Source organism: Streptomyces sp. DH24 (genome assembly GCF_029813775.1).
In the GTDB taxonomy this organism is placed as follows: Bacteria; Actinomycetota; Actinomycetes; order Streptomycetales; family Streptomycetaceae; genus Streptomyces.
This window is the reverse complement of the sequence record NZ_JARVKW010000008.1, coordinates 1-25,870: the sequence shown is the minus strand read 5'-3', so window position 1 is coordinate 25,870 and position 25,870 is coordinate 1. Positions and strand designations below refer to the sequence as shown.

The window sequence follows — 25,870 nt, the reverse complement described above, 5'->3', positions numbered from 1 at the left end:
GCCGGACGGGCCCGAAGGGCTACACCGGCGCCACCGGCCACACCGGCGCCGAACGGGCCGGACACGCTCCGAACAGGCCGGACAGGTTCCGAGCGGGCCGGACAGATTCCGAGCGGGCCGGTCAGGTGCTCCCGACGGCCCGACGGCTCTAGATACCGGCAATGGACTCCGGAGCCCGCTCGGCACGCGCCAGGCCCCGGATCACACCCGTCGTCCCGTGCCGGCGGACGGCGAGGCGGGTCAGCAGCTCGATCGCCGGGGCGGTCACGTGCTCGGGGAACGCCGGGGTGGGCAGGCCGGCGCTCACCGCGAGGTCGTCGGCGTGGACGACGAGTTCGAGCAGCCGGGTGAGCAGGAAGTCGTCGAGTTCGAGGGACCAGTCGCCCCAGGACGGCATGCGCACGGGCCGTTCCGCGGGCAGGCCGGGGAGTTCGGCGGCGAGCCGCCCGGCCGCTTCCCGGACCCGCGTGAGCAGCGCCGCGTGCCCGTCGGCGGCCGTCGCCTCGCCGCCCGCGCGGATACGGACGGAGACGTCCCCGTCGGCGCCGGCGTCCAGCCAGATCACGCGGTCCAGGTAGTACTCGCGCAGCGGGATCACGGGCTCGGCGGGCAGCGGTTCGGCGAGCAGCCCCGGCAGCGCCAGTTCCTGCCAGAAGGTGTGCCCGGCCAGGCCCCGGACGCCGAAGTCCTTCAGCGCGCTGGGTCCGTCCCACGCGGCGGCGACGGCCGGTTCGGCGAGCAGGCCGACGGCCAGGGGCAGGGCGTCCAGGAAGGCATCCCGGACCCGTGCGCCGCGCGGGTTCCAGGTCTCACCGGTGACGGTCGTGGCGGCAGTGGCGTCCATACCGCCATCCAACGCGAACAAACCACTCACGGCCAGGGATTCAGCCCTTCCGAGCGCCGCTGCCCCCACCCCGGTGTCGGGTCCAGGTACACGCGGCGCACCATCGGGAACGCCTCGCGCAGCCGCTGCTCGGCCCGCTCGCAGGCCCACTCGACCTGGGCGGCGCTCGCCCCGTCCCGGAAGTCGACCCTCGCGGCGACCAGGGCGGCCCGCGGTCCCTGCACCAGCGTGGTCAGCTCCAGTACGGCCTCGATGTCGTCCACCGCCAGCAGTTCCGCCCGGATCCGCTCGCGCGCGGCCCGGGGCAGGGCCCGCCCGATGAGGAGTTCGGCGTTGGACCGGCCGAGCACCCAGGCGACGTACAGCAGCAGGACGCCGATGCACAGGGACGCGGCGCCGTCGAACGCGCCGGAGCCGGTGAGCTGCCCGCCGAGCAGTCCGCCCGCGGCCAGGACGAGGCCGATCAGGGCGGCGGTGTCCTCCAGGACGACGGCCTTCACGGCGGTGTCCGCGGTGCGCCGCAGATAGCGGCGGAAGGGCACGTGCAGGCGGCCCGCCTGACCGCGCGCCTGCCGCAGACCGGTCCGCAGCGACAGGCTCTCCAGCAGGAAGGCGACGGCGAGGACGACGTACGCCACCAGCGGGTCGCCGGGCTCCTCGCCCGTGACGAGGCTGTGGACGCCGTCGTACAGCGAGAACACGGCGCCGCCGACGAAGGTCGCGACGGCGGCGAGCAGCGCCCACAGGTAGCGCTCGGCGCCGTGGCCGAGGGGGTGGTCGTCGTCGGGCGGTTTCCCGCCGCGTCGGAGGGCGGTCAGCAGCAGCACCTCGGTGACGGTGTCGGCCACCGAGTGCGCGGCCTCGGACAGCATCGCGCTGGACCCGCTGAGCACTCCGGCGACGGCCTTGGCGAGCGCGATGCCGAGATTGGCGAGGGCGGCGACGATCACCGTGAAGGTGCTCTCGTCGCCGCCCCCAGCTGCCTGTGGATCTTCGGCCATGCCCCTCAGTGTTCCCGAGGAACGCGCATCACGCCTTCCTGGATCACCGAGATGGCGAGCCTGCCGTCCTGCGTGTAGATGCGGGCCTGGCCGAGCCCGCGCCCGCCGTGCGCCGACGGCGACTCCTGGTCGTAGAGCAGCCATTCGTCGGCGCGGAACGGGCGGTGGAACCACATGGCGTGGTCCAGTGAGGCGCCGACCACGTCGCCGACGGCCCAGCCGCCGCGGCCGTGCGCGAGCAGCACCGAGTCCAGCAGCGTCATGTCGGAGACGTAGGTGGCGAGGACGACGTGCAGCAGGGGGTCGTCCGCGAGCTTGCCGTTGGTGCGGAACCACACCTGCGAGTGCGGCTCGCGCGGCGCGCCGAACCGGCCGAACGGCGGGTCCTCGACGTACCGCAGGTCGACCGCCGCGCGCGCCTCCACGAAGCGTTCCACGGTGTCCGGGTCGAGGTGCGGGTAGCTCCGCAGCCGTTCCTCGGAGGTGGGCAGCGTCGCCGGGTCGGGCGCGGACGGCATCGGCGCCTGGTGGTCGAGGCCCTCCTCGTACGTCTGGAAGGACGCCGACAGGCCGAAGATCGGCTTGCCGTGCTGGACGGCGACGACGCGGCGGGTGGTGAAGGACCGGCCGTCGCGGATGCGGTCGACGTTGTAGACGATGGGCGCGCCCGGGTCGCCCGGCCGCAGGAAGTACGCGTGCAGGGAGTGCGCGAGGCGGTCCTCGGGGACGGTGCGCCCGGCGGCGACCAGGGCCTGGGCCGCGACCTGTCCGCCGAAGACGCGCGGGACCACGGCGGACCGGGACCGGCCGCGGAAGATGTCCTGCTCGATCCGCTCCAGGTCGAGCAGATCGAGCAGGTCCTCAAGTGCCTGACTCATGGGGTCAGTCGTACCGGTCAATCTTTTCGCGGGCCTTACAGGCCCATGTCCTTGGCGATGATCGTCTTCATGATCTCGCTGGTGCCGCCGTAGATGCGGTTGACGCGGTTGTCCGCGTACAGGCGGGCGATCGGGTACTCGTTCATGTAGCCGTAGCCGCCGTGCAGCTGGAGGCAGCGGTCGATGACGCGGTGCGCGACCTCGGTGCAGAACAGCTTGGCGCTGGCGGCCTCGGCGGGGGTCAGCTCACCGGCGTCGAGGGCCTCGGTCGCGCGGTCGGCGACGGCCTCGGCGGCGTCCACCTCGGCCTGGCAGGCGGCCAGTTCGAACTTGGTGTTCTGGAAGTGGGCGACCGGCTTGCCGAAGACGGTGCGCTCCTGGACGTACTGCTTGGCGAACCGGACGGCGGCCTTGGCCTGCGCGTAGGCGCCGAAGGCGATGCCCCAGCGCTCGGAGGCCAGGTTGTGGCCGAGGTAGGAGAAGCCCTTGTTCTCCTCGCCGAGCAGGTCCTCGACGGGCACCTTGACGTCGACGAAGGCGAGCTCGGCGGTGTCGGAGGTGCGCAGGCCCAGCTTGTCCAGCTTGCGGCCGATCGAGTAGCCCTCGGACTTGGTGTCCACGGCGAACAGGGAGATGCCGAAGCGGCGGTCCTCGGCGGTCGGCGCGGAGGTGCGGGCGCAGACGATGACCTTGTCGGCGTGGACGCCGCCGGTGATGAAGGTCTTGGCGCCGTTGAGGACGTAGTGCGTGCCGTCCTCGCTCAGCCTGGCGGTGGTCTTCATGCCCGCGAGGTCGGAGCCGGTGCCCGGCTCGGTCATCGCGATGGCCCACATCTCCTCGCCGGTGACGAACTTCGGCAGGTAGCGCTTCTTCTGCTCGTCGGTGGCCAGCATCTTGATGTAGGGCAGGGCGAGCAGCACGTGCACGCCGGAGCCGCCGAACTGGACGCCCGCGCGGGCGGTCTCCTCGTAGAGGACGGCCTCGAACTTGTGGCTGTCCATGCCCGCGCCGCCGAACTCCTCCGGCACGTTGATGCCGAAGACGCCCAGCTCGCCGAGCTTGTAGTAGAACTCGCGCGGCGCCTGACCGGCCGCGAACCACTCGTCGTAGACCGGGACGACCTCGGCCTCGATGAAGGCGCGAAGGGTCTCCCGGAACGCCTCGTGATCCTCGTTGAACACCGTACGGCGCACGCCGCCACCTCCACGTACCTCGGCCATGTCTAAGCGCTTGCTCAGATCTCAAGGTACCGGCGAGTAGGGAGCGCCGTCCAGACCGGGGGCGGCGTAACCCTCGTCACTCGTACCGCCGTCAGCGGGCCCCCGCCGCGGCGAAGGCACCCCGGGCCATCCGGTGCAGCAGTTCGGCCGTCGCGCCGCGCCCCGGCAGGGAGGCCGGGCGGCCCAGGTGCGGGGTCGAGTTGAGCAGGCCGAACACCGAGTGGACCGCCGAGCGGGCCGTCGGCTCACCCAGGGCCGGGTACACCTCCCGGACGACCTCCACCCACAGCTCGACGTACTGCCGCTGGAGCTGCCTGACCAGCTTGCGGTCGGTGTCCCGGAGGCGGTCCAGCTCGCGGTCGTGCAGGGTGATGAGCGGGCGGTCGTCGAGCGCGAAGTCGATGTGCCCCTCGATGAGCGAGTCGAGGACCGCCTCCGGGTCGCCCGCCGACTCGGCCACCCGCCGCTTGCCGCCGGTCAGCAGCGATCCGCTGATGCCGACCAGCAGCTCGGCGAGCATCGCATCCTTGCCCGCGAAGTGCCGGTAGAGACCGGGTCCGCTGATGCCCACGGCGGCCCCTATCTCGTCGACTCCGACGCCGTGGAAGCCGCGCTCGGCGAACAGCCGGGCGGCCTCCTTGAGGATCTGCTCGCGACGGGTGGGGGCGTCGGTTCTCGTGGTCATGTCCGCAATTCTAGACAGGGAGGTTAGCGCTCGTTAACCTGGAGGAAATGCGTTAACGCTCATTAACAAGGTGAGGGGACCCGCAAGGATGCACGAGGCACCGGAGCTTCACAGCGCGGCCGACCCCGCGTCGGAGGCCTTTCGGGCCAACGAGGAGGCGCACCGCGCCCTCGTGGAGGAGCTGCAGGCCAAGCTGGCCGCGGCGCGGCTCGGCGGCGGCGAGAAGGCGCGCGCCCGGCACACCGCGCGCGGCAAGCTGCTGCCGCGCGACCGGGTCGACACACTGCTCGACCCCGGCTCGCCCTTCCTCGAACTGGCACCACTGGCCGCCGACGGGCTGTACGACGGGCAGGCCCCGGCCGCCGGGGTGATCGCCGGGATCGGCCGGGTCGCGGGACGCGAGTGCGTGGTCGTGGCCAACGACGCGACCGTCAAGGGCGGCACGTACTACCCGATGACGGTCAAGAAGCACCTGCGCGCGCAGGAGGTGGCGCTGGAGAACCGGCTGCCCTGCGTGTACCTGGTGGACTCCGGGGGCGCGTTCCTGCCGATGCAGGACGAGGTGTTCCCCGACCGCGAGCACTTCGGGCGGATCTTCTACAACCAGGCCCGCATGTCCGGCGCCGGCATCCCCCAGATCGCGGCCGTGCTCGGCTCCTGCACGGCCGGCGGCGCCTATGTGCCCGCCATGAGCGACGAGGCCGTGATCGTCCGCAACCAGGGGACGATCTTCCTGGGCGGCCCGCCCCTGGTGAAGGCCGCCACCGGCGAGGTCGTCACCGCCGAGGAGCTGGGCGGCGGCGAGGTGCACGCGCGCGTGTCGGGTGTGACGGACCACCTCGCCGAGGACGACGCGCACGCGCTGCGGATCGTGCGCACCATCGTCTCCACGCTCCCCGCGCGCGGCCAGCTGCCCTGGGAGGTGCGGCCGGCCGCCGAGCCGAAGGTCGACCCGGCCGGGCTGTACGGCGCGGTGCCCGTGGACTCGCGCACCCCCTACGACGTGCGGGAGATCATCGCGCGCGTGGTGGACGGCTCGCGGTTCGCGGAGTTCAAGTCGGAGTTCGGGCAGACCCTGGTCACCGGCTTCGCCCGGGTCCACGGCCATCCGGTGGGCATCGTCGCCAACAACGGCATCCTGTTCTCCGAGTCCGCCCAGAAGGGCGCCCACTTCATCGAGCTGTGCGACCAGCGCGGCATCCCGCTGGTCTTCCTGCAGAACATCTCCGGCTTCATGGTCGGCAGGGACTACGAGGCGGGCGGCATCGCCAAGCACGGCGCCAAGATGGTCACGGCGGTGGCGTGCACGCGCGTGCCGAAACTGACGGTCGTGGTCGGCGGCTCCTACGGCGCGGGCAACTACTCGATGTGCGGCCGGGCGTACTCGCCCCGGTTCCTGTGGATGTGGCCCAACGCCAAGATCTCGGTGATGGGCGGCGAGCAGGCCGCCTCGGTCCTCGCGACCGTCAAGCGGGACCAGCTGGAGGCCCGCGGTGAGGAGTGGCCCGCGGAGGAGGAAGAGGCCTTCAAGGCGCCGGTCCGCGCCCAGTACGAGCGGCAGGGCAGCGCCTACTACGCGACGGCCCGCCTGTGGGACGACGGCGTGATCGACCCGATGGACACGCGTCAGGTCCTGGGCCTGGCACTGACGGCCTGTGGGAACGCGCCGCTGGGTGACCCCCAGTTCGGCGTCTTCCGGATGTGAGGGGGAGCTGGAGCATGTTCGAGACAGTCCTTGTGGCCAACCGGGGCGAGATCGCCGTCCGGGTCATCCGTACGCTGCGCGCCCTGGGCGTGCGCTCGGTGGCGGTGTACTCCGACGCGGACGCCGACGCCCGGCACGTCCGGGAGGCCGACACGGCCGTGCGGATCGGGCCCGCGCCCGCCGCCGAGAGCTATCTGTCCGTCGAGCGCCTGCTGGAGGCGGCGGCCCGCACGGGTGCGCAGGCGGTGCACCCCGGGTACGGCTTCCTCGCGGAGAACGCCGGCTTCGCGCGCGCGTGCGCCGAGGCGGGGCTGGTGTTCATCGGGCCGCCCGCTGACGCCATCTCCCTGATGGGCGACAAGATCCGCGCCAAGGAGACCGTGAAGGCGGCCGGGGTGCCGGTCGTGCCCGGCTCCAGCGGCAGCGGGCTCAGCGACGGCCAACTCGCCGACGCGGCCCGTGAGATCGGCATGCCGGTGCTGCTGAAGCCGTCGGCGGGCGGCGGCGGCAAGGGCATGCGGCTGGTGCGGGACGAGGCGCTGATCGCCGACGAGATCGCCGCCGCGCGCCGCGAGGCCCGCGCCTCCTTCGGCGACGACACGCTCCTGGTGGAGCGGTGGATCGACCGCCCCCGGCACATCGAGATCCAGGTCCTGGCCGACGGCCACGGCAACGTGGTGCACCTGGGCGAGCGCGAGTGCTCCCTCCAGCGCCGCCACCAGAAGATCATCGAGGAGGCGCCCAGCGTGCTCCTCGACGAGGCCACGCGCGCGGCGATGGGCGAGGCGGCGGTCCAGGCGGCCCGCTCCTGCGGCTACCGGGGCGCGGGCACGGTGGAGTTCATCGTGCCGGGCGGCGACCCGTCGTCGTACTACTTCATGGAGATGAACACCCGCCTCCAGGTGGAGCACCCGGTCACCGAGCTGATCACGGGCCTGGACCTGGTGGAGTGGCAGCTGCGGGTGGCGGCGGGCGAGCCGCTGGCCTTCGGGCAGGACGACGTCCGGCTGACCGGGCACGCGGTGGAGGCCCGCATCTGCGCCGAGGACCCCGCGCGCGGCTTCCTGCCGTCCGGCGGCACGGTGCTCAGGCTGCGCGAACCGCAGGGCGACGGGGTGCGCACCGACTCCGGCCTCAGCGAGGGCACGGAGGTCGGCAGCCTGTACGACCCGATGCTGTCCAAGGTGATCGCGTACGGCCCCGACCGGGCGACGGCGCTGCGCAGGCTGCGGGCGGCGCTCGCGGAGACGGTCACGCTGGGCGTGCAGACGAACGCCGGGTTCCTGCGGCGGCTGCTGGCGCATCCGGCGGTCGTGGCGGGCGACCTGGACACGGGCCTGGTGGAGCGGGAGGTGGACGCGCTCGTCGGCGGGGGCGTCCCGGAGGAGGTCTACGAGGCCGCGGCGGCGGTCCGGCTGGAGGCGCTGCGGCCGCGCGGCGACGGCTGGACGGACCCGTTCTCGGTGCCGACCGGCTGGCGGCTGGGCGGGCAGACCAAGCCGGTGTCCTTCCCGCTGCGGGCCGCGTCCGGCGAGCCCGTCGCGCACACCCCGCGCGGCACGCACACCGTCGCCGAGGACCGGGTGTCCGTGATCCTGGACGGCGTCCGGCACACCTTCCACCGCGCGGGCGACTGGCTCGGCCGGGACGGCGACGCCTGGCACGTGCGCGACCACGACCCGGTCGCCGCGTCCCTGACCCGCGCCGCCCACGGGGGCGCCGACTCCCTCACGGCGCCCATGCCGGGCACGGTCACGGTCGTGAAGGTCGCCGTCGGCGACGAGGTGGCGGCCGGTCAGAGCCTGCTGGTGGTGGAGGCGATGAAGATGGAGCACGTCATCTCCGCCCCGCACGCCGGCACGGTCGCCGAGCTGGACGTCACGCCGGGCACGACGGTCGCCATGGACCAGGTGCTCGCGGTGATCGCGCCCGCGGACGCCTCACCGGCACAGGAGGAGAAGCCATGAGCACGCCCGGACTGGGCCTCCCGATGACCGTGCGGGCGGACGGTCTGCCCGCCCGCGTCCGGATCCACGAGGTGGGCCCGCGCGACGGCCTGCAGAACGAGAAGGAGACCGTCCCCACGGAGGTCAAGGCGGAGTTCATCCGCCGCCTGGCCGACGTAGGGCTCACGACCGTCGAGGCGACCAGCTTCGTGCACCCCAAGTGGGTGCCCCAACTGGCGGACGCGGAGCAGCTCTACCCGCTCGTCGCCGGTCTGCCGGTGGCCCTGCCGGTGCTGGTGCCGAACGAGCGCGGCCTGGACCGCGCGCTGTCCCTCGGCGCCCGCCGGGTCGCCGTCTTCGCCAGCGCCACCGAGTCCTTCGCGAAGGCCAACCTGAACCGCACGGTGGACGAGGCGATCGCCATGTTCGAGCCGGTGGTCGGCCGCGCGAAGGCGGAGGGCCTGCACGTGCGCGGCTATCTGTCGATGTGCTTCGGCGACCCCTGGGAGGGGCCCGTGCCCGTCCCGCAGGTCGTGCGGGTCTGCCGGACGCTGCTCGCCATGGGCTGCGACGAGCTGAGCCTGGGCGACACGATCGGCGTGGCCACCCCGGGCCACGTCGCGGCGCTCCTCACCGCGCTGGCCGAGGCGGAGGTCCCCGCCGACGTCCTCGGCGTGCACTTCCACGACACCTACGGCCAGGCGCTCGCCAACACCCTCGCGGCGCTCCAGCAGGGTGTCACGACCGTCGACGCCTCGGCGGGCGGCCTGGGCGGCTGCCCGTACGCCAGGTCGGCGACCGGCAACCTCGCCACCGAGGACCTCGTGTGGATGCTGCGGGGCCTCGGCATCGACACCGGGGTCGACCTCGGCCGTCTCGTCGCCACAAGCGCGTGGATGGCCGACCGACTGGGCCGACCCAGCCCGTCCCGCACAGTCCGTGCCCTCTCCCACCAGGAGCAGTGAGATCGATGGACCACAAGCTCTCCCCCGAACTGGAAGAACTCCGCCGGACGGTCGAGGAGTTCGCACACGACGTCGTCGCGCCGAAGATCGGCGACTTCTACGAGCGGCACGAGTTCCCGTACGAGATCGTGCGGGAGATGGGCCGCATGGGCCTGTTCGGTCTGCCGTTCCCGGAGGAGTACGGCGGCATGGGCGGCGACTACTTCGCGCTCGGCATCGCCCTGGAGGAACTGGCCCGGGTGGACTCGTCGGTGGCCATCACCCTCGAAGCCGGTGTCTCCCTGGGCGCCATGCCGATCCATCTGTTCGGCACCGAGGAGCAGAAGCGGGAGTGGCTGCCGCGGCTGTGCGCGGGCGAGATCCTGGGCGCCTTCGGCCTGACGGAGCCGGACGGCGGCTCGGACGCGGGCGCGACGCGCACGACGGCGCGGCTGGACGAGACGACGAACGAGTGGGTCGTCAACGGCACGAAGTGCTTCATCACCAACTCGGGCACGGACATCACCGGCCTGGTCACCGTCACCGCGGTCACCGGCCGCAAGCCGGACGGCAGGCCGCTCATCTCGGCCATCGTCGTCCCGTCGGGCACGCCGGGCTTCACGGTGGCCGCGCCGTACTCGAAGGTCGGCTGGAACGCCTCGGACACGCGGGAGCTGTCCTTCTCGGACGTGCGCGTGCCGGCGGCCAACCTGCTGGGCGAGGAGGGCCGCGGCTACGCGCAGTTCCTGCGCATCCTGGACGAGGGCCGCATCGCGATCGCGGCGCTGGCCACGGGGTTGGCGCAGGGCTGCGTGGACGAGTCGGTCAAGTACGCGAAGGAACGTCACGCCTTCGGCCGTCCGATCGGTGCCAACCAGGCGATCCAGTTCAAGATCGCCGACATGGAGATGAAGGCCCACACGGCCCGCCTCGCCTGGCGCGACGCGGCGAGCCGCCTGGTCGCCGGGGAGCCCTTCAAGAAGGAGGCGGCCCTGGCGAAGCTCTACTCCTCCACGGTCGCCGTCGACAACGCCCGTGAGGCGACCCAGATCCACGGCGGCTACGGCTTCATGAACGAGTACCCGGTGGCCCGCATGTGGCGCGACTCGAAGATCCTGGAGATCGGCGAGGGCACGAGCGAGGTCCAGCGGATGCTGATCGCGCGGGAACTGGGCCTGACGACCTGACCCGGCGACACCGAACGGCCGGCCGGCGCTTTCCGGAGCGCGGGCCGGCCGTTCGGCGCTTCCCAACGTGCCGGGAGTGGCCGGAAGTTGACGCTCCCCGAGCCCGACCGCCCGTTGCCGCGCGGGAGTCCGCGCGGGCGCCGCACCGCAAGATGCGAGGTCACGGGCAGGTGCGCTGTGACGGACCCCACCACTGGACATCACATGAGGTTAGGCTAACCTACCTTCGACTTGTCCGACGGGCGTTCCGCCCCGCTCGAAAGCAGCCACATCATGTCCCTTGCCAGAGCCTCCCACCTCACCCGCCGCGGCATCCTGGCCGCGGGCGGCGCCCTCGGTCTCGGTGCCGTGCTCGCAGCCTGCGGCGACGACGACGCGAAAAGCGGTGGCTCCGGCGACGGGACGGCGTCCGCCAAGTCCGGCCCCTGGTCGTTCAAGGACGACCGCGGCAAGACCGTCGAGCTCGACAAGGTGCCCGCCGACATCGTCGCCTTCACCGGCGTCGGCGCCGCCCTGCACGACTACGGCATCCAGGTCAAGGGCGTCTTCGGCCCCACCAAGACCTCGGACGGCAAGCCGGACGTGCAGGCCGGCGACATGGACGTCAGCAAGGTCACGATCCTCGGCAACGTCTGGGGTTCGTTCAACGTCGAGAAGTACGCCGCCCTCGCGCCGGACGTCCTGATCTCCACCACCTTCGACGCCGCGGGCACCCTCTGGTACGTGCCGGAGGAGTCCGCGGACAAGATCGCGAAGCTGGCCCCGAGCGTCGCCGTCTCCGCCTACGACCGCAAGCTCGACGTGGCCCTCGGCCGCATGCTGGAACTCGCCGAGTCCCTCGGCGCGGACGTGAAGGCGAGCAAGGTCACCGAGGCGAAGAAGCGGTTCGACGACGCCGCAGCCCGGCTGCGCGCCGCCGCCAAGGCCCGCCCGGAGATCAAGGTGCTGGCCGGCTCCGCGAGCGACCAGCTGTTCTACGTCTCCGGCACCAACCTCTCCCTGGACCTGGAGTACTTCAAGTCCCTCGGCGTGAACTTCGTCGAGCCGCCCGAGAAGGCCAAGGCCGAGGGCGGCGGCTGGTTCGAGAGCCTCAGCTGGGAGAACGTCGACAAGTACCCGGCCGACATCATCATGATGGACGACCGCTCCTCGACCATCCAGCCCGCCGACATCACCGAGGGCACCTGGAAGAAGCTGCCCGCCGTCAAGGCCGGCCAGGTCATCCCGCGCTCCCCGGAGCCGATCCTGTCGTACGACAAGTGCGTGCCGCTGCTGGAGAACCTCGCCGAGGCCCTGGAGAAGGCGAAGAAGGTCGGCTGACCCGCCGGCGCCGGCCCACCCGGCCGGACCGCCCCGCCCCACCCCGTCCCCCGACCGACGGACTCAGGAGCACACATGACCACCGCCGTAGCCGCCCCGTTCCGTTTCTTCTCCCTCCAGGTCGTACGGACGCGGCGGCTCGGCCCGTCCCTGCTCCGGGTCACCTTCGCCGGGCCCGACCTGCGCGCGTTCCGCTCCGACGGGCGCGACCAGTCGCTGTCGCTGTTCCTGCCGCACCCCGGCCAGAGCGAGCCGGCGGTGCCGGTCGAACTCGGCGAGGACTGGTGGCGGGGCTGGCGGGAACTCCCGGACGACGTGCGGGCGGTGATGCGCTCGTACACGCTGCGGGCGCTGCGCACCGACGCCGACGGGCACACCGCCGAGATCGACATCGACTTCGTGCTGCACGGCGTCGAACCGGACGCGGCGGCGCAGGCCGGACCGGCCGCCCGGTGGGCCGCGCGGGCCGCCGCGGGTGACCGGGTGCTGGTGCTCGGCCCGGCCGTCGCGGACAACCGGGCGATCCGGTTCCGCCCCCCGCCGGACACCGACCTGGTGGTGATGTGGGGCGACGAGACCGCCGTACCGGCCGCGCTGGCCGGCATCGAGTCGCTGCCGGCCGGCACCCGCGCCCGGGTGTGGCTGGAGGTGCCGCACGCCGGTGACATCCAGGACGTGACGACCGCGGCGGACGCAGAGATCACCTGGCTGGTGCGCGACGAGGCCTGCGAACAGAGCTCCCCCATGGCCCTGTTCGCGATCCGCGCCACCGAACTGCCGCCCGCCGAACGGCCGTACGTGTGGATCGCCGGCGAGTCCGGCTGTGTGAAGGAGCTGCGCCGGCACTTCGTGCGCGAGCGGGGCTTCGACCGCCGCCGGGTCACGTTCGTGGGCTACTGGCGCCACGGGCTCACCGAGGAACAGCTGCGCGAGCAGGAGGCCTGACTCCCGCCTCCCGCCCCGGGCAGAGCAACCGCCGTCTCCGCGAGGGCCCAACCCCCTCGCGCACGGCGGTTGCCGGCGTGCGGCCACGGCGACCGGGCCCGGCGTGACGGTGGTCACGGGCGGCGGTGGATCACCCGGGATAAATTAGGTTAGGCTAACCTAAGCCGAAGCCGCAGTTCTGACTCCCCCGTCCCTCACGGACCGTCCCCACCGGAGGACTCCCACATGCGCTCGCACCTGCTCAACGACACCACCGCGGAGCTCTACCGCCGCTCCGTGACCGAAGGGGTCGAGCGGGTGGCCGCCAAACTCGCCACCACCGAGCGGCCGTTCACCGGCGTCACGGTCGACGCCCTCGCCCCCCGCATCGACGAGATCGACCTCGACCGCCCGCTGCACGACACCACCGCCGTGCTGGACGAGCTGGAGGAGGTCTACCTCCGGGACGCGGTCTACTTCCACCACCCCCGCTACCTGGCCCACCTCAACTGCCCGGTCGTCATCCCGGCCGTGCTCGGCGAGGCCGTCCTGTCCGCCGTCAACTCCTCCCTCGACACCTGGGACCAGTCGGCCGGCGGCACCCTCATCGAACGCAAGCTCATCGACTGGACGACCGCCCGCATCGGTCTCGGCCCGGCCGCCGACGGCGTGTTCACCTCCGGCGGCACGCAGTCCAACCTCCAGGCGCTGCTGCTGGCCCGCGAGGAGGCCAAGACCGGCGACCTCGCGAAACTGCGCGTCTTCGCCTCCGAGGTCAGCCACTTCAGCGTGAAGAAGTCGGCGAAACTGCTGGGCCTGGGCCCCGACGCCGTGGTCGTCGTCCCCGTCGACCAGGACAAGCGGATGCGGACCGTGGCGCTCGCCCACGAGCTGGAGCGCTGCGTCCAGGACGGCCTCGTGCCCATGGCGGTCGTCGCCACCGCCGGCACCACCGACTTCGGGTCCATCGACCCGCTGCCCGAGATCGCCGGGCTGTGCCAGCAGTTCGGCGCATGGCTGCACGTCGACGCCGCCTACGGCTGCGGGCTGCTCACCTCCCTGAAGTACCGGGACCGCCTGACCGGCATCGAACACGCCGACTCCGTCACCGTCGACTACCACAAGTCCTTCTTCCAGCCGGTCAGTTCGTCGGCCGTACTGGTCCGCGACGCCGCCACCCTGCGGCACGCCACCTACCACGCGGAGTACCTCAACCCGCGCCGCATGGTGCAGGAACGTATTCCCAACCAGGTCGACAAGTCCCTGCAGACCACCCGCCGCTTCGACGCGCTCAAGCTGTGGATGACGCTGCGCGTGATGGGCGCCGACGGCATCGGGGAACTCTTCGACGAGGTCGTCGACCTGGCCCGGGAGGGCTGGCGACTGCTCGCCGCCGACCCGCGCTTCGACGTGGTGGTCGAACCGTCGCTGTCCACCCTCGTCTTCCGCTACATCCCCGCCGCGGTCACCGACCCGGCCGAGATCGACCGCGCCAACCTGTACGCCCGCAAGGCCCTGTTCGCCTCCGGCGACGCCGTGGTCGCGGGCACCAAGGTGGCCGACCGCCACTACCTGAAGTTCACCCTGCTCAACCCCGAGACCAAGGCGTCCGACATCGCCGCCGTCCTCGACCTGATCGCCGGCCACGCCGAGCAGTACCTGGGAGAGTCCCTTGACCGCGCTTCCTGAAGCCGCCGCGTCCACCGACAAGACCTACGACTTCGTGGGGATCGGGCTCGGACCCTTCAACCTCGGTCTCGCCTGCCTGACCGACCCCATCGCCGAACTCGACGGCGTCTTCCTGGAGTCCAAGCCCGGCTTCGAGTGGCACGCGGGCATGTTCCTGGACGGCGCCCACCTCCAGACGCCGTTCATGTCGGACCTGGTCACGCTCGCCGACCCGACCTCGCCGTACTCCTTCCTGAACTACCTGAAGGAGAAGGGCCGGCTGTACTCGTTCTACATCCGGGAGAACTTCTACCCGCTGCGCGTCGAGTACGACGACTACTGCCGCTGGGCCGCGAACAAGCTGACCAGCATCCGCTTCGGCACCACGGTCACCGAGGTCACCTACGACGAGGCGGACGAGCTGTACCTGGTCCGCACACGGGACGACGAGACGTACCGCGCCCGCCACCTGGTCCTCGGCACCGGCACCCCGCCGTACGTCCCGGACGCCTGCCGGGGCCTGGCCGGCGACTTCATCCACAACTCGCGCTACGTCCAGCACAGGGCGGAGCTGCAGAAGAAGGAGTCGATCACGCTGGTCGGCAGCGGCCAGTCCGCCGCCGAGATCTACTACGACCTGCTCAGCGAGATCGACGTCCACGGCTACCGGCTGAACTGGGTCACCCGCTCCCCGCGGTTCTTCCCGCTGGAGTACACCAAGCTCACCCTGGAGATGACCTCCCCGGAGTACATCGACTACTACCGCGCCCTGCCGGAGCAGACCCGCTACCGCCTCACGGCCCAGCAGAAGGGCCTGTTCAAGGGCATCGACGGCGACCTGATCAACGAGATCTTCGACCTGCTCTACCAGAAGAACCTCGGCGGCCCGGTCCCCACCCGCCTGCTCACCAACTCGGCGCTGACCGACGCCCGTTACCGGGACGGCAGCTACGAGCTGACCTTCCGCCAGGAGGAGCAGGAGAAGGACTTCCGGCTGACCTCCGACGGGCTGATCCTCGCCACCGGCTACCGCTACGTCGAGCCGGAGTTCCTCAAGCCCGTCAGAGACCGGCTGGTCTACGACTCACAGGGCAACTTCGACGTCGCCCGCAACTACGCCGTCGACGTCACCGGCAAGGGCGTCTTCCTCCAGAACGCCGGCGTCCACACCCACAGCGTCACCAGCCCCGACCTGGGCATGGGCGCCTACCGGAACAGCTACATCATCCGGGAAATGCTCGGCGTCGAGTACTACCCGGTGGAGAAGACGATCGCGTTCCAGGAGTTCTCCGTATGACCTTCACCTTCCGCCCCGTCGACCCCCTGAAGGACAGCGAGCTGCTGCACGGCTGGGTCACCCACCCGAAGGCCGCGTTCTGGATGATGCAGGACGCGAGGCTCCAGGACGTCGAACGCGCCTACATGGAGATAGCCGCCGACGAGCACCACCACGCCGAACTGGGCCTGCTCGACGGCGAACCGGCGTTCCTCATGGAGCGCTACGACCCGGCCCACCGCGAGCTGGTCGGCCTGTACGAGCCGCTGCCCGGGGACGTCGGCATGCACTTCCTGACGCCGCCGACGGACACGCCCGTGCACGGCTTCACCCGGTCCGTCATCACCGCCGTGATGGCGCGCCTCTTCGAGGACCCGGCCACCGCCCGCGTCGTCGTCGAGCCGGACGTCGCCAACAAGGCCGTGCACGCCCTGAACGAGGCCGTCGGCTTCGTGCCCGAGCGCGAGATCCAGAAGCCCGAGAAGAAGGCGCTGCTGAGCTTCTGCACCCGGGAGCGGTTCCTCGCCGCGACGGGGGTGGCCGCATGAGCCTCGCCGACGCCGTGGCCCACCTCTCCCCCGAACGCTGGGAGCGGGCCAACCGCCTGCTGATCCGCAAGGCACTCGCCGAGTTCGCCCACGAGCGGCTCATCACGCCCGAGGAGACCGGGGGCGGCCGGTACGTCGTGCGCGCCGACGACGGTGCGACCGAGTACCGGTTCGCCGCCGTGCGCCGCGCCCTCGACCACTGGCAGGTCGACGCCGACTCCCTCACCCGCCACCGGGGCGACGCCGAACTGCCCCTGGCCGCGCTGGACTTCTTCATCGAGCTGAAAAGCACCCTCGGCCTGAGCGACGAGGTCCTGCCGGTCTACCTGGAGGAGATCTCCTCCACCCTGTCCGGCACCTGCTACAAGCTCACCAAGCCGCAGGTCACCTCCGCCGAGCTGGCGAGAAGCGACTTCCAGGCCGTCGAGACGGGCATGACCGAGGGCCACCCCTGCTTCGTCGCGAACAACGGACGGCTCGGCTTCGGCATCCACGAGTACCTGTCGTACGCGCCCGAGACCGCGAGCCCCGTCCGGCTGGTGTGGCTGGCCGCGCACCGCTCACGGGCGGCGTTCACCGCCGGCGTCGGCATCGAGTACGAGTCCTTCGTGCGCCAGGAGCTCGGCGAGGCGACCGTGGACCGCTTCCACGGCGTGCTGCGCGACAGGGGCCTGGACCCGGCCGACTACCTGTTCATCCCGGTCCACCCCTGGCAGTGGTGGAACAAGCTGACCGTCACCTTCGCCGCCGAGGTCGCCCGCGGACACCTGGTCTGCCTCGGCGAGGGCGAGGACGAGTACCTGGCCCAGCAGTCCATCCGGACCTTCTTCAACACCTCGCACCCCGAGAAGCACTACGTGAAGACGGCCCTGTCCGTCCTCAACATGGGCTTCATGCGCGGGCTGTCGGCCGCCTACATGGAGGCCACCCCGGCGATCAACGACTGGCTCGCCCAGCTCGTCGAGGGCGACCCGGTGCTGAAGTCGACGGGCCTGACGATCATCCGGGAGCGGGCGGCCGTCGGCTACCGGCACCTGGAGTACGAGCAGGCCACCGACCGCTACTCGCCGTACCGCAAGATGCTCGCCGCGCTGTGGCGGGAGAGCCCGGTGTCCTCGCTGCGGGACGGCGAGACCCTCGCCACCATGGCGTCGCTGGTCCACGTCGACCACACCGGCGCGTCGTTCGCGGGCGCCCTGATCGAGCGGTCCGGCCTCGCGCCGACGGAGTGGCTCCGGCACTACCTGCGGGCCTACTTCACGCCGCTGCTGCACAGCTTCTACGCCTACGACCTGGTGTACATGCCGCACGGCGAGAACGTCATCCTCGTCCTGGAGGACGGCGTCGTGCGGCGCGCGATCTACAAGGACATCGCCGAGGAGATCGCGGTCATGGACCCGGACGCGGTGCTGCCGCCGGAGGTGGCACGCATCCGCGTGGAGGTCCCCGAGGACAAGAAGCTCCTGTCCATCTTCACGGACGTCTTCGACTGCTTCTTCCGCTTCCTGGCCGCCAACCTCGCGACCGAGGGCATCCTGGAGGAGGACGACTTCTGGCGCACGGTCGCGGAGGTCACCCGCGAGTACCAGGCGTCGGTACCGGAACTCGCGGACAGGTTCGAGCGGTTCGACATGTTCGCCGAGGAGTTCGCGCTGTCCTGCCTCAACCGGCTCCAGCTGCGCGACAACAAGCAGATGGTGGACCTCGCGGATCCGTCCGGCGCGCTCCAGCTCGTCGGCACCCTGAAGAACCCCCTCGCGGGGCTGTAGTCCGGTCCCCACGGACGGGCGGGCGCCCCGGAGACGGTCCTCCGGGGCGCCCGTCGGCGCGTCAGCCCGCGGGCCAGGGCACCTGCGGCGACCGGTGGTAGCCGATCCCCAGGGCGTCCCAGCGCGGCCCCTGCGCCGCGAGCCGCACCTTGTAGGCCTCCCAGTCGTGCGTGGCGGCCGGCGACCAGCCCAGTTCGGCGACGCCGGGCAGCCGCGGGAAGGCCATGACCTCTATGTGACCGGAGTTCTCTATCGTCTCCGTCCACAGCGGCGCCTCGACACCGCGGATCGCCGAGGCGGGCGCGCCCGGCAGATAGGCGCCCGGGTCCCAGTCGTAGGACCGCTGCACCTCGACGTAGCCCGCCCAGGACAGCCCGAGCGGGGTGTTCCTGTCGTACTTCATGTCGAGGTAGACCCGGTCGGCCGGGGAGAGGATCAGTCCCGTCCCGTTCCGCGCGGCCTCGGCGACCCGTGCCTTCTCGGCGGCGCTGCTGGCGTCCACGCCCCAGTACTGGGCGAGGGCGCCCTTCGCCGGGGTGGCGCCGGTCAGCTGGTGCCAGCCGATCACCGTCTTGCCGTACTTGGCGACGACCGGCTGCACGCGGTCCATGAACTTCACGTAGTCGGCGTGCGGCGTGGAGTGGGCCTCGTCGCCGCCGATGTGGAAGTACCTGCCGGGTGTGAGCTCGGCGATCTCGCGCACCACGTCGTCCACGAAGTCGTACGTGACCTCCTTGCCGACGCACAGCGAGCTGAAGCCGACGCGGATGCCGGTGTACAGCGGGGGTGCGACACCGTCGCAGTTCAGCTCGGCGTAGGAGGCGAGCGCCGCGTTGGTGTGCCCCGGCATGTCGATCTCCGGGACGACCTCCAGGAAGCGGGAGGAGGCGTACCGGACGATCTCCTTGTACTCGTCCTTCGTGTAGTGGCCGCCGGGACCGCCGCCGACCTCGGTCGAGCCGCCGTACGTCGCCAGGTTCGGCCAGGAGTCGATGGCGATGCGCCAGCCCTGGTCGTCGCTGAGGTGCAGATGCAGCTTGTTGATCTTGTAGAGCGCCAGCTGGTCGATGTAGCGCTTGACCTCGTCGACGGTGAAGAAGTGCCGGGAGACGTCGAGCATGGCGCCGCGCCAGCCGAAGCGCGGGGTGTCGCGGATGGTGCCGCCCGCGACCAGCCAGGGGCCGGGCTGCTCGGAGTCCTTCTCGACGGCGGCCGGGAGGAGCTGGCGCAGGGTCTGGACGCCGTGGAAGAGGCCGGCGGGCTCGCGCGCGGTGATGGTGACGCCCGAGCGGCCGCTGTCGAGGCGGTAGCCCTCCTCGCCGAACGGTCCCTTCGCCAGGCGCAGTTGGATGCCGCCGCTGCCGCTGTCGGTGACCGGCAGGCGGTAGCCGGTCGAGGGCCGCAGGATGTCCGCGAGGTATTCGCCGACGCGCCGGGCCTCACCGGATCCGGCGCGGATGTGCGTGCCGGCGGTGATGCGGTACGGGGATCCGCCGGGCTCGGCGGTGGCCGGGGCCGGGACGACGCGGTCCAGCGGGGTGGGGGCGGCCTTCGGGGCCGGGGCGGCTCCGACGGAGAAAGCCCCGGCCGCCGCCACCAGCAGCAGCGAGCCGAGCAGTCGGGTTATGCGGGGAGTCGATCTGTGGTGCCGTGTCACCTGTGCTCCCTTCGGAAATTGGTAGAGACCACTCTCCCGCAGAACACCGTGGACGTCGATGCCCCGTACGCAACAGCACCGCTGCCCGGAATCGGGCAGATTTCTTGCGAAAGCGTCTTCGGTACCCCAGGATCTACCGGGTGCACGACGAACTGGTTGATCATCTGACGCGGTCCACGCCCCTGAGCCGGGGCGAGGCACTACGGGTGATCCAGGACGTGCTCGCCTACTTCGACGAGACGACCGAGGAGTACGTCCGTCGCCGCCACCGCGAACTCCAGGCGCAGGGCCTGGTGAACGCGGAGATCTTCGAACGGATCGCGGCGGATCTCACATACCGCGCGGTGGCCCCGCCCGAGCTCTCGCTCAGGCAGCTGCGGCGCATCGTCTACGGCTAGGAACACCCATACATGTGCGGAATCGTCGGATACATCGGCAAGCGTGACGTCGCTCCACTGCTGCTGGAGGGCCTGCAGCGGCTGGAGTACCGGGGCTACGACTCGGCGGGCATCGTCGTGACGTCCCCGAAGGCGACCGGTCTGAAGATGGTGAAGGCCAAGGGCCGGGTCCGTGACCTGGAGGCCAAGGTCCCGGCGCGCTTCAAGGGCACCACCGGCATCGCCCACACCCGCTGGGCCACGCACGGCGCCCCCTCCGACGTGAACGCCCACCCGCACCTGGACGCCGACGGCAAGGTCGCCGTCGTCCACAACGGCATCATCGACAACGCCTCCGACCTGCGCCGCAAGCTGGAGGCGGACGGCGTCGAGTTCCTGTCCGAGACCGACACCGAGGTCCTCGTCCACCTCATCGCCCGCTCGACGGCGGAGAAGCTGGAGGACAAGGTCCGCGAGACCGTCCGCCTCATCGAGGGCACGTACGGCATCGCCGTGCTGCACGCCGACTTCCCGGACCGGATCGTCGTCGCCCGCAACGGCTCGCCGGTCGTCCTCGGCATCGGCGAGAAGGAGATGTTCGTCGCCTCGGACATCGCCGCGCTGGTCGCCCACACCCGCCAGGTCGTCACCCTGGACGACGGCGAGATGGCCACCCTCAAGGCCGACGACTTCCGCACCTACACCACCGAGGGCACCCGCACCACCGCCGAGCCGACCACCGTGGAGTGGGAGGCGGCCTCCTACGACATGGGCGGCCACGACACCTACATGCACAAGGAGATCCACGAGCAGGCCGAGGCCGTGGACCGCGTGCTGCGCGGCCGCATCGACGACCGCTTCTCCACCGTGCACCTCGGCGGCCTCAACCTGGACGCCCGCGAGGCGCGCCAGATCCGCCGCGTGAAGATCCTCGGCTGCGGCACCTCGTACCACGCGGGCATGATCGGCGCCCAGATGATCGAGGAGCTGGCCCGCATCCCCGCCGACGCCGAGCCGGCCTCCGAGTTCCGCTACCGCAACGCGGTCGTGGACCCCGACACCCTGTACATCGCGGTCTCGCAGTCCGGCGAGACGTACGACGTGCTGGCGGCCGTGCAGGAGCTGAAGCGCAAGGGCGCGCGGGTCCTCGGCGTGGTCAACGTGGTCGGCTCCGCGATCGCCCGCGAGGCGGACGGCGGCATCTACGTGCACGCGGGCCCCGAGGTCTGCGTCGTCTCCACCAAGTGCTTCACGAACACCACGGTGGCCTTCGCCCTGCTCGCCCTGCACCTCGGCCGCACCCGTGACCTGTCCGTCCGGGACGGCAAGCGGATCATCGAGGGCCTGCGGAAGCTGCCGGCGCAGATCGCCGAGGTCATGGAGCGGGAGGAGGAGGTCAAGAAGCTGGCCCTGCAGTTCGCCGAGGCCCGCTCGATGCTCTTCATCGGCCGCGTCCGGGGCTACCCGGTCGCCCGCGAGGCCTCCCTGAAGCTCAAGGAGGTCTCGTACATCCACGCCGAGGCCTACCCGGCCTCCGAGCTCAAGCACGGCCCGCTCGCCCTGATCGAGCCCGCGCTGCCGACGGTCGCGATCGTCCCGGACGACGACCTGCTGGAGAAGAACCGCGCCGCGATGGAGGAGATCAAGGCCCGCAGCGGCCGTATCCTCGCGGTCGCCCACCAGGACCAGGAGAAGGCCGATCACACGATCGTCGTCCCGAAGAACGAGGACGAACTGGACCCGATCCTGATGGGCATCCCCCTCCAACTCCTCGCCTACCACACGGCGCTGGCCCTGGGCCGGGACATCGACAAGCCGAGGAACCTCGCCAAGTCGGTCACGGTGGAGTAGCCGCACCGACCGCACCGGACGTACCGGCCGCACAACGAAACGGGCCCCCACGTGTGCCACCCGCACGTGGGGGTCCGTCATGTCGCCGGAGGGGCAAGCCGCTCCGGCCCGCGCGGTCGTCCCGGGCCGTCACACCCCGGACGGTCGCGTCCCGCGGAAACGCCGTAGCCGGTATATGCCCTTCACAAGGGCACAAACACGCGCTACGCACGAGTAGGTTCACGCGTCCACGCGGAGCGGCAAAGGGAGTTGACGATTCCGGCGGCCAACTCGCTGCGGACCGGGGGAAATCGCTACGGAATGACGACGACGGGCCGCTTCGCCCGCTTGGCCAGGCGGCCGGCGACGGAGCCGAAGATGCGTCCCACGATGCCGTGCGTGGAGCCCACGACGATCGCGTCCGCCTCGTACTCCCGCCCCACCTCTTCCAGCTCGTGACAGATGTCCCCGCCACGCTCGACCAGAATCCAGGGCACCTCGGCCAGATACTCCGCGCAGGCGAGCTCCAGACCCAGCACCTCGGTGCGGTGGTCCGGCACGTCGACGAAGACGGGCGGCTCGCAGCCCGCCCACACCGTGGTGGGCAGCCGGTTGGCGACGTGGACGATGATCAGACCCGCGCGGGAACGATGCGCCATGCCGATCGCGTACGCCAGGGCGCGCTCGCTGGAGGTGGAGCCGTCGAAGCCGACGACCACGCCGTGCTTGAAGGCTGGATCACAAGAGTGACGTGACTCTTCCGCCGCCAGGGGATCGGCCGCCGTGGGGTCGGCGACCGGCCGCTTGCGGTCCGCGGGTTCGAAGAATTCGTGACCGGCCATGGCTGTCTCGGCGTTTTGATCCTTTATGGGTGGGACGAGCGCTGCGCGGCGGAGCTGTGTCCGGGAATCATCTTCCCAACCCCATACCCCCAAGGGTACGGCGCCACTCCTCCTTCTCCCAGATCCCGCGCAGGCTCCGGGCGGGTTCCAGGGAGCATGCACGAGGGGGCGCCCGTCACGCAATGGTTGCTGCCCCGTACAGCCGGTTTGCACGGGATTCACTCGCGTGTGCCATACGGGCGGGGCGCACAGTGACCGACCGAACGCACATGCGTTGAACTCCGTGAGCCACGCCCCAGGGAGTACGCATGTCCGGACCCCGTCACCCCTCCGAGGCACCGCGCGCGGCCCAACGGCCCCGCCCCGGGCGCCGGCAGGACACCGCGAGCGACGTGGTCCGCTGGGCGGCCTTCAGCTGCCTGCTCGTCCCGGTCGTCCTGGTCTGGTACGGCACGTCCCTGGCCGGCGCCGCGGGCACGGCGCTCGGACTCGCGGCCGTCACGGGCGTCTGCCGCGTCCTGCTGCGCCGGTCCGAGCGGGGCGCGCGCGACGACAGGAGGCACACTGAGGGGCGCACACCGGCCGGTTGACCGGTTTCCATTCAACTGAGCGCTCGTTTTCGGCCAACTTCTGGAATGCACACATCCCCTGCCACGGGCACCTCCCAACCCCCGTTCCACCTGCACGGAAAGGGTCCCCGGGGCCCCGCGCACCCTACGCGGATTGGCCACTGCGACAAGGCGCACTTCCCTGCACGCCCCGCGAGTGCAACGCTTCGTGATCGAATGCTTCACGCCAAGTTGCCATGTCGACAATGCACCCGGTGCTGAACTGGGTCACGTCGGCACCACGCGACACAGTAGATTCGATCTTGACTGTCTACGGCGGGGGACTCGTGCAGGACCGAGGGGAAACGTGCAGGAGCGACACAACCGAGGAGCCGCGACCACCGAGGGGGGCTTAGCAGTATGAGCCACGACTCCACTGCCGCGCCGGAAGCCGCGGCCCGGAAATTGTCCGGGCGACGCCGCAAGGAGATCGTCGCGGTGCTGCTGTTCAGCGGCGGTCCCATCTTCGAGAGTTCCATACCACTGTCGGTGTTCGGTATCGACCGCCAGGACGCCGGCGTACCGCGCTACCGACTGCTGGTGTGCGCGGGAGAGGACGGCCCGCTGCGGACCACAGGGGGCCTGGAACTCACCGCACCGCATGGCCTGGAGGCGATCTCCCGGGCGGGCACCGTCGTGGTGCCGGCCTGGCGCTCGATCACCTCACCGCCACCGGAGGAAGCGCTCGACGCGCTCCGCCGGGCACACGAGGAGGGCGCGCGCATAGTCGGACTGTGCACCGGCGCCTTCGTCCTCGCGGCGGCGGGCCTGCTGGACGGCCGTCCCGCGACCACACACTGGATGTACGCGCCGACGCTGGCCAAGCGCTATCCGTCGGTGCACGTCGACCCGCGTGAACTGTTCGTCGACGACGGCGACGTGCTCACCTCGGCCGGTACGGCCGCCGGGATCGACCTGTGCCTGCACATCGTGCGCACGGACCACGGCAACGAGGCGGCCGGCGCGCTGGCCCGCCGCCTGGTGGTCCCGCCGCGCCGCAGCGGCGGCCAGGAGCGCTATCTCGACAGGTCTTTACCGGAGGAGATCGGCGCCGACCCGCTCGCCGAGGTCGTCGCCTGGGCACTGGAACACCTCCACGAGCAGTTCGACGTGGAGACGCTCGCGGCACGCGCGTACATGAGCCGTCGTACGTTCGACCGCCGCTTCCGCTCGCTGACGGGCTCCGCCCCGCTGCAGTGGCTGATCACCCAGCGGGTGCTTCAGGCGCAGCGGCTGCTGGAGACGTCGGACTATTCGGTCGACGAGGTCGCGGGGCGCTGCGGCTTCCGCTCGCCGGTGGCACTGCGCGGCCACTTCCGCCGCCAGCTCGGGTCCTCCCCCGCCGCCTACCGGGCGGCGTACCGGGCCCGCCGGCCGCAGGGCGAGCGGCAGCCGGACGCCGACACCGGCTCGCACTCGCCCGGGCAGTCCGGCCAGCCGGCCCCGGTGGGCCAGCCCGGCCACTCCGGTCACGGCGGCCAGTCCGGCGCCCCGGGCCCGGCGGGGAACTCCGGCGGCCACCCGGAGAACCCGGTCCCGATGCAGTCCCGGCGCGCGGCGGCGAGCGCCATAGGGTCCTCGGCGTCCCTGTCGGCGCCGGCCGACCACGCCCGCGAGGCCTACGTGCCGAGCCGGGCGAGCCTGCCGGGGCAGCGCAGCGGTATGTGACGGACACGATGCGCGCCCGAGGGCCCGCGGGGAGCACGCCTCCCCGCGGGCCCTCGCCGTGCGCAGGGCCGCCGGCTCCGTACGGGCATCACCAAGCCGTCCTGCCGGGCCGTAGGGTTGCCCCATGAACGATCGCATGGTGTGGATCGACTGCGAGATGACCGGCCTCTCGCTGTCCGACGACGCGCTCATCGAGGTGGCCGCACTCGTCACCGACTCGGAACTGAACGTGCTCGGCGAGGGCGTGGACATCGTCATCCGCCCGCCGGACGAGGCGCTGGAGACGATGCCGGAGGTGGTGCGTCAGATGCACACCGCGTCCGGGCTGCTCGACGAGCTTCCCGGGGGCACGACGCTGGCGGACGCCGAGGAGCGCGTCCTCGCGTACATCAAGGAGTACGTGAAGGAACCGGGCAAGGCCCCGCTGTGCGGCAACTCGGTCGGCACCGACCGCGGCTTCCTGCTGCGGGACATGCCCACGCTGGAGAGCTACCTGCACTACCGGATCGTGGACGTGTCGTCGGTCAAGGAGCTGGCCCGGCGCTGGTACCCGAGGGCGTACTTCAACAGCCCCGAGAAGAACGGCAACCACCGCGCCCTCGTCGACATCCGCGAGTCCATCGCGGAGCTGCGCTACTACCGCGAGGCCGTGTTCGTACCCCAGCCCGGACCGGACTCGGACACCGCCAAGACGATCGCCGCGAAGCACGTCTTGCCTGCTCAGTAGCCACACCGGGGCCACCCGGAGGGGCGCCGCGAAAGTCGTGCGCGAGCACCCCTTCGGACCCTGTACACTTTTTCTCGGCCGGTCGGAGAAGCAACTGACTCCCACGCCGGTCATGGTGGGTGTAGCTCAGCTGGTAGAGCACCTGGTTGTGGTCCAGGATGCCGCGGGTTCGAGTCCCGTCACTCACCCTGAGTAATCAGCCGGTGACCTCGCGACAGAGGTCACCGGCTGATTACTCAGGGTGAG

Annotated in this window: 21 protein-coding genes, 1 tRNA gene and 1 pseudogene; 16 read left to right on the top strand and 7 right to left on the bottom strand. The window is 71.2% G+C overall.

The genetic code is table 11. From position 1 onward, the window contains the following. Positions 1–148: 148 nt before the first annotated feature. The 5 genes from QC282_RS08785 to QC282_RS08765 all read right to left on the bottom strand — a co-directional run bounded on the left by QC282_RS08785 (position 149) and on the right by QC282_RS08765 (position 4,628). Positions 149–844 (bottom strand): maleylpyruvate isomerase N-terminal domain-containing protein, encoded by a 696-nt coding sequence (locus QC282_RS08785; RefSeq protein WP_279548684.1) that lies wholly within the window; start codon positions 842–844, stop codon positions 149–151. A gap of 26 nt (positions 845–870) precedes the next feature. After that, positions 871–1,845 carry a cation diffusion facilitator family transporter gene (locus tag QC282_RS08780; RefSeq protein ID WP_279548683.1) on the bottom strand — a complete coding sequence of 325 codons (975 nt, stop codon included), beginning with the start codon at positions 1,843–1,845 and terminating at the stop codon, positions 871–873. Positions 1,846–1,850: 5 nt separating this feature from the next. Next, a complete protein-coding gene (locus QC282_RS08775; RefSeq protein ID WP_279548682.1) occupies positions 1,851–2,723 on the bottom strand; it encodes an acyl-CoA thioesterase II in 873 nt (290 codons plus the stop codon). 35 nt (positions 2,724–2,758) lie between these two features. Continuing rightward, positions 2,759–3,916 (bottom strand): acyl-CoA dehydrogenase family protein, encoded by a 1,158-nt coding sequence (locus tag QC282_RS08770; RefSeq protein WP_279548681.1) that lies wholly within the window; start codon positions 3,914–3,916, stop codon positions 2,759–2,761. A 118-nt stretch (positions 3,917–4,034) separates the two neighbouring features. Beyond that, on the bottom strand, positions 4,035–4,628 hold the full coding sequence (locus QC282_RS08765) for a TetR/AcrR family transcriptional regulator (RefSeq protein WP_279548680.1): 594 nt from the start codon (positions 4,626–4,628) through the stop codon (positions 4,035–4,037). Between the two features lie 88 nt (positions 4,629–4,716). Here QC282_RS08765 and QC282_RS08760 point away from each other — a divergent pair, with 88 nt between their 5' ends. From QC282_RS08760 to QC282_RS08715, 10 genes are all read left to right on the top strand, one after another. Further along, complete coding sequence (locus tag QC282_RS08760) at positions 4,717–6,333, top strand: carboxyl transferase domain-containing protein (RefSeq protein WP_279548679.1); 1,617 nt, start codon at positions 4,717–4,719, stop codon at positions 6,331–6,333. A gap of 14 nt (positions 6,334–6,347) precedes the next feature. Beyond that, a complete protein-coding gene (locus QC282_RS08755; RefSeq protein ID WP_279548678.1) occupies positions 6,348–8,300 on the top strand; it encodes an acetyl-CoA carboxylase biotin carboxylase subunit in 1,953 nt (650 codons plus the stop codon). Continuing rightward, entirely contained in the window at positions 8,297–9,244 is a 948-nt protein-coding gene (locus QC282_RS08750) for a hydroxymethylglutaryl-CoA lyase (protein WP_279548677.1), read from the top strand. Before QC282_RS08755 ends, QC282_RS08750 begins: the two co-directional genes overlap by 4 nt. 5 nt (positions 9,245–9,249) lie before the next feature. Beyond that, a complete protein-coding gene (locus tag QC282_RS08745; RefSeq protein WP_279548676.1) occupies positions 9,250–10,410 on the top strand; it encodes an acyl-CoA dehydrogenase family protein in 1,161 nt (386 codons plus the stop codon). Between the two features lie 273 nt (positions 10,411–10,683). Further along, positions 10,684–11,730, top strand: a complete 1,047-nt coding sequence (locus tag QC282_RS08740) for an ABC transporter substrate-binding protein (RefSeq protein WP_279548675.1) — start codon at positions 10,684–10,686, stop codon at positions 11,728–11,730. Between the two features lie 75 nt (positions 11,731–11,805). Further along, complete coding sequence (locus tag QC282_RS08735; protein ID WP_279548674.1) at positions 11,806–12,675, top strand: siderophore-interacting protein; 870 nt, start codon at positions 11,806–11,808, stop codon at positions 12,673–12,675. Positions 12,676–12,900: 225 nt separating this feature from the next. Beyond that, positions 12,901–14,343, top strand: a complete 1,443-nt coding sequence (gene desA / locus QC282_RS08730; protein ID WP_279548673.1) for a lysine decarboxylase DesA — start codon at positions 12,901–12,903, stop codon at positions 14,341–14,343. Continuing rightward, a complete protein-coding gene (locus QC282_RS08725; RefSeq protein ID WP_279548672.1) occupies positions 14,327–15,619 on the top strand; it encodes a lysine N(6)-hydroxylase/L-ornithine N(5)-oxygenase family protein in 1,293 nt (430 codons plus the stop codon). The genes desA and QC282_RS08725 overlap by 17 nt, the downstream gene beginning before the upstream one ends. Continuing rightward, the gene (locus QC282_RS08720) at positions 15,616–16,146 is read left to right on the top strand and encodes a GNAT family N-acetyltransferase (protein ID WP_279548671.1); all 531 of its coding nucleotides are present in this window, start codon (positions 15,616–15,618) and stop codon (positions 16,144–16,146) included. The genes QC282_RS08725 and QC282_RS08720 overlap by 4 nt, the downstream gene beginning before the upstream one ends. Further along, positions 16,143–17,915, top strand: coding sequence for an IucA/IucC family siderophore biosynthesis protein (locus tag QC282_RS08715; RefSeq protein WP_279548670.1), 1,773 nt, complete (start codon positions 16,143–16,145; stop codon positions 17,913–17,915). Before QC282_RS08720 ends, QC282_RS08715 begins: the two co-directional genes overlap by 4 nt. Positions 17,916–17,976: 61 nt before the next feature. Here the strand turns inward: QC282_RS08715 and QC282_RS08710 are convergent, their stop codons facing one another. Next, the gene (locus tag QC282_RS08710) at positions 17,977–19,572 is read right to left on the bottom strand and encodes a beta-N-acetylhexosaminidase (protein ID WP_279548669.1); all 1,596 of its coding nucleotides are present in this window, start codon (positions 19,570–19,572) and stop codon (positions 17,977–17,979) included. 140 nt (positions 19,573–19,712) lie between these two features. Here QC282_RS08710 and QC282_RS08705 point away from each other — a divergent pair, with 140 nt between their 5' ends. Beyond that, on the top strand, positions 19,713–19,970 hold the full coding sequence (locus QC282_RS08705) for a hypothetical protein (RefSeq protein WP_279548668.1): 258 nt from the start codon (positions 19,713–19,715) through the stop codon (positions 19,968–19,970). A gap of 12 nt (positions 19,971–19,982) precedes the next feature. Beyond that, on the top strand, positions 19,983–21,800 hold the full coding sequence (gene glmS / locus QC282_RS08700; protein ID WP_279548667.1) for a glutamine--fructose-6-phosphate transaminase (isomerizing): 1,818 nt from the start codon (positions 19,983–19,985) through the stop codon (positions 21,798–21,800). A 293-nt stretch (positions 21,801–22,093) separates the two neighbouring features. Here glmS and QC282_RS08695 read toward each other — a convergent pair whose 3' ends face one another. Next, positions 22,094–22,621: a universal stress protein gene (locus QC282_RS08695; protein ID WP_279548666.1), complete on the bottom strand. Its 528-nt coding sequence runs from the start codon at positions 22,619–22,621 to the stop codon at positions 22,094–22,096. Positions 22,622–22,929: 308 nt separating this feature from the next. Between QC282_RS08695 and QC282_RS08690 the strand changes: the two are divergent. The 4 genes and pseudogenes from QC282_RS08690 to QC282_RS08675 form a co-directional block, all read left to right on the top strand. After that, a pseudogene (locus QC282_RS08690) lies at positions 22,930–23,166 on the top strand (hypothetical protein); the annotation flags it as partial. 423 nt (positions 23,167–23,589) lie between these two features. Next, complete coding sequence (locus QC282_RS08685) at positions 23,590–24,897, top strand: helix-turn-helix domain-containing protein (RefSeq protein ID WP_279548665.1); 1,308 nt, start codon at positions 23,590–23,592, stop codon at positions 24,895–24,897. Positions 24,898–25,021: 124 nt separating this feature from the next. Then, positions 25,022–25,624 carry an oligoribonuclease gene (gene orn / locus QC282_RS08680; RefSeq protein WP_279548664.1) on the top strand — a complete coding sequence of 201 codons (603 nt, stop codon included), beginning with the start codon at positions 25,022–25,024 and terminating at the stop codon, positions 25,622–25,624. Between the two features lie 115 nt (positions 25,625–25,739). Then, positions 25,740–25,812, top strand: a tRNA-His gene (locus QC282_RS08675). Positions 25,813–25,870 lie beyond the last annotated feature (58 nt).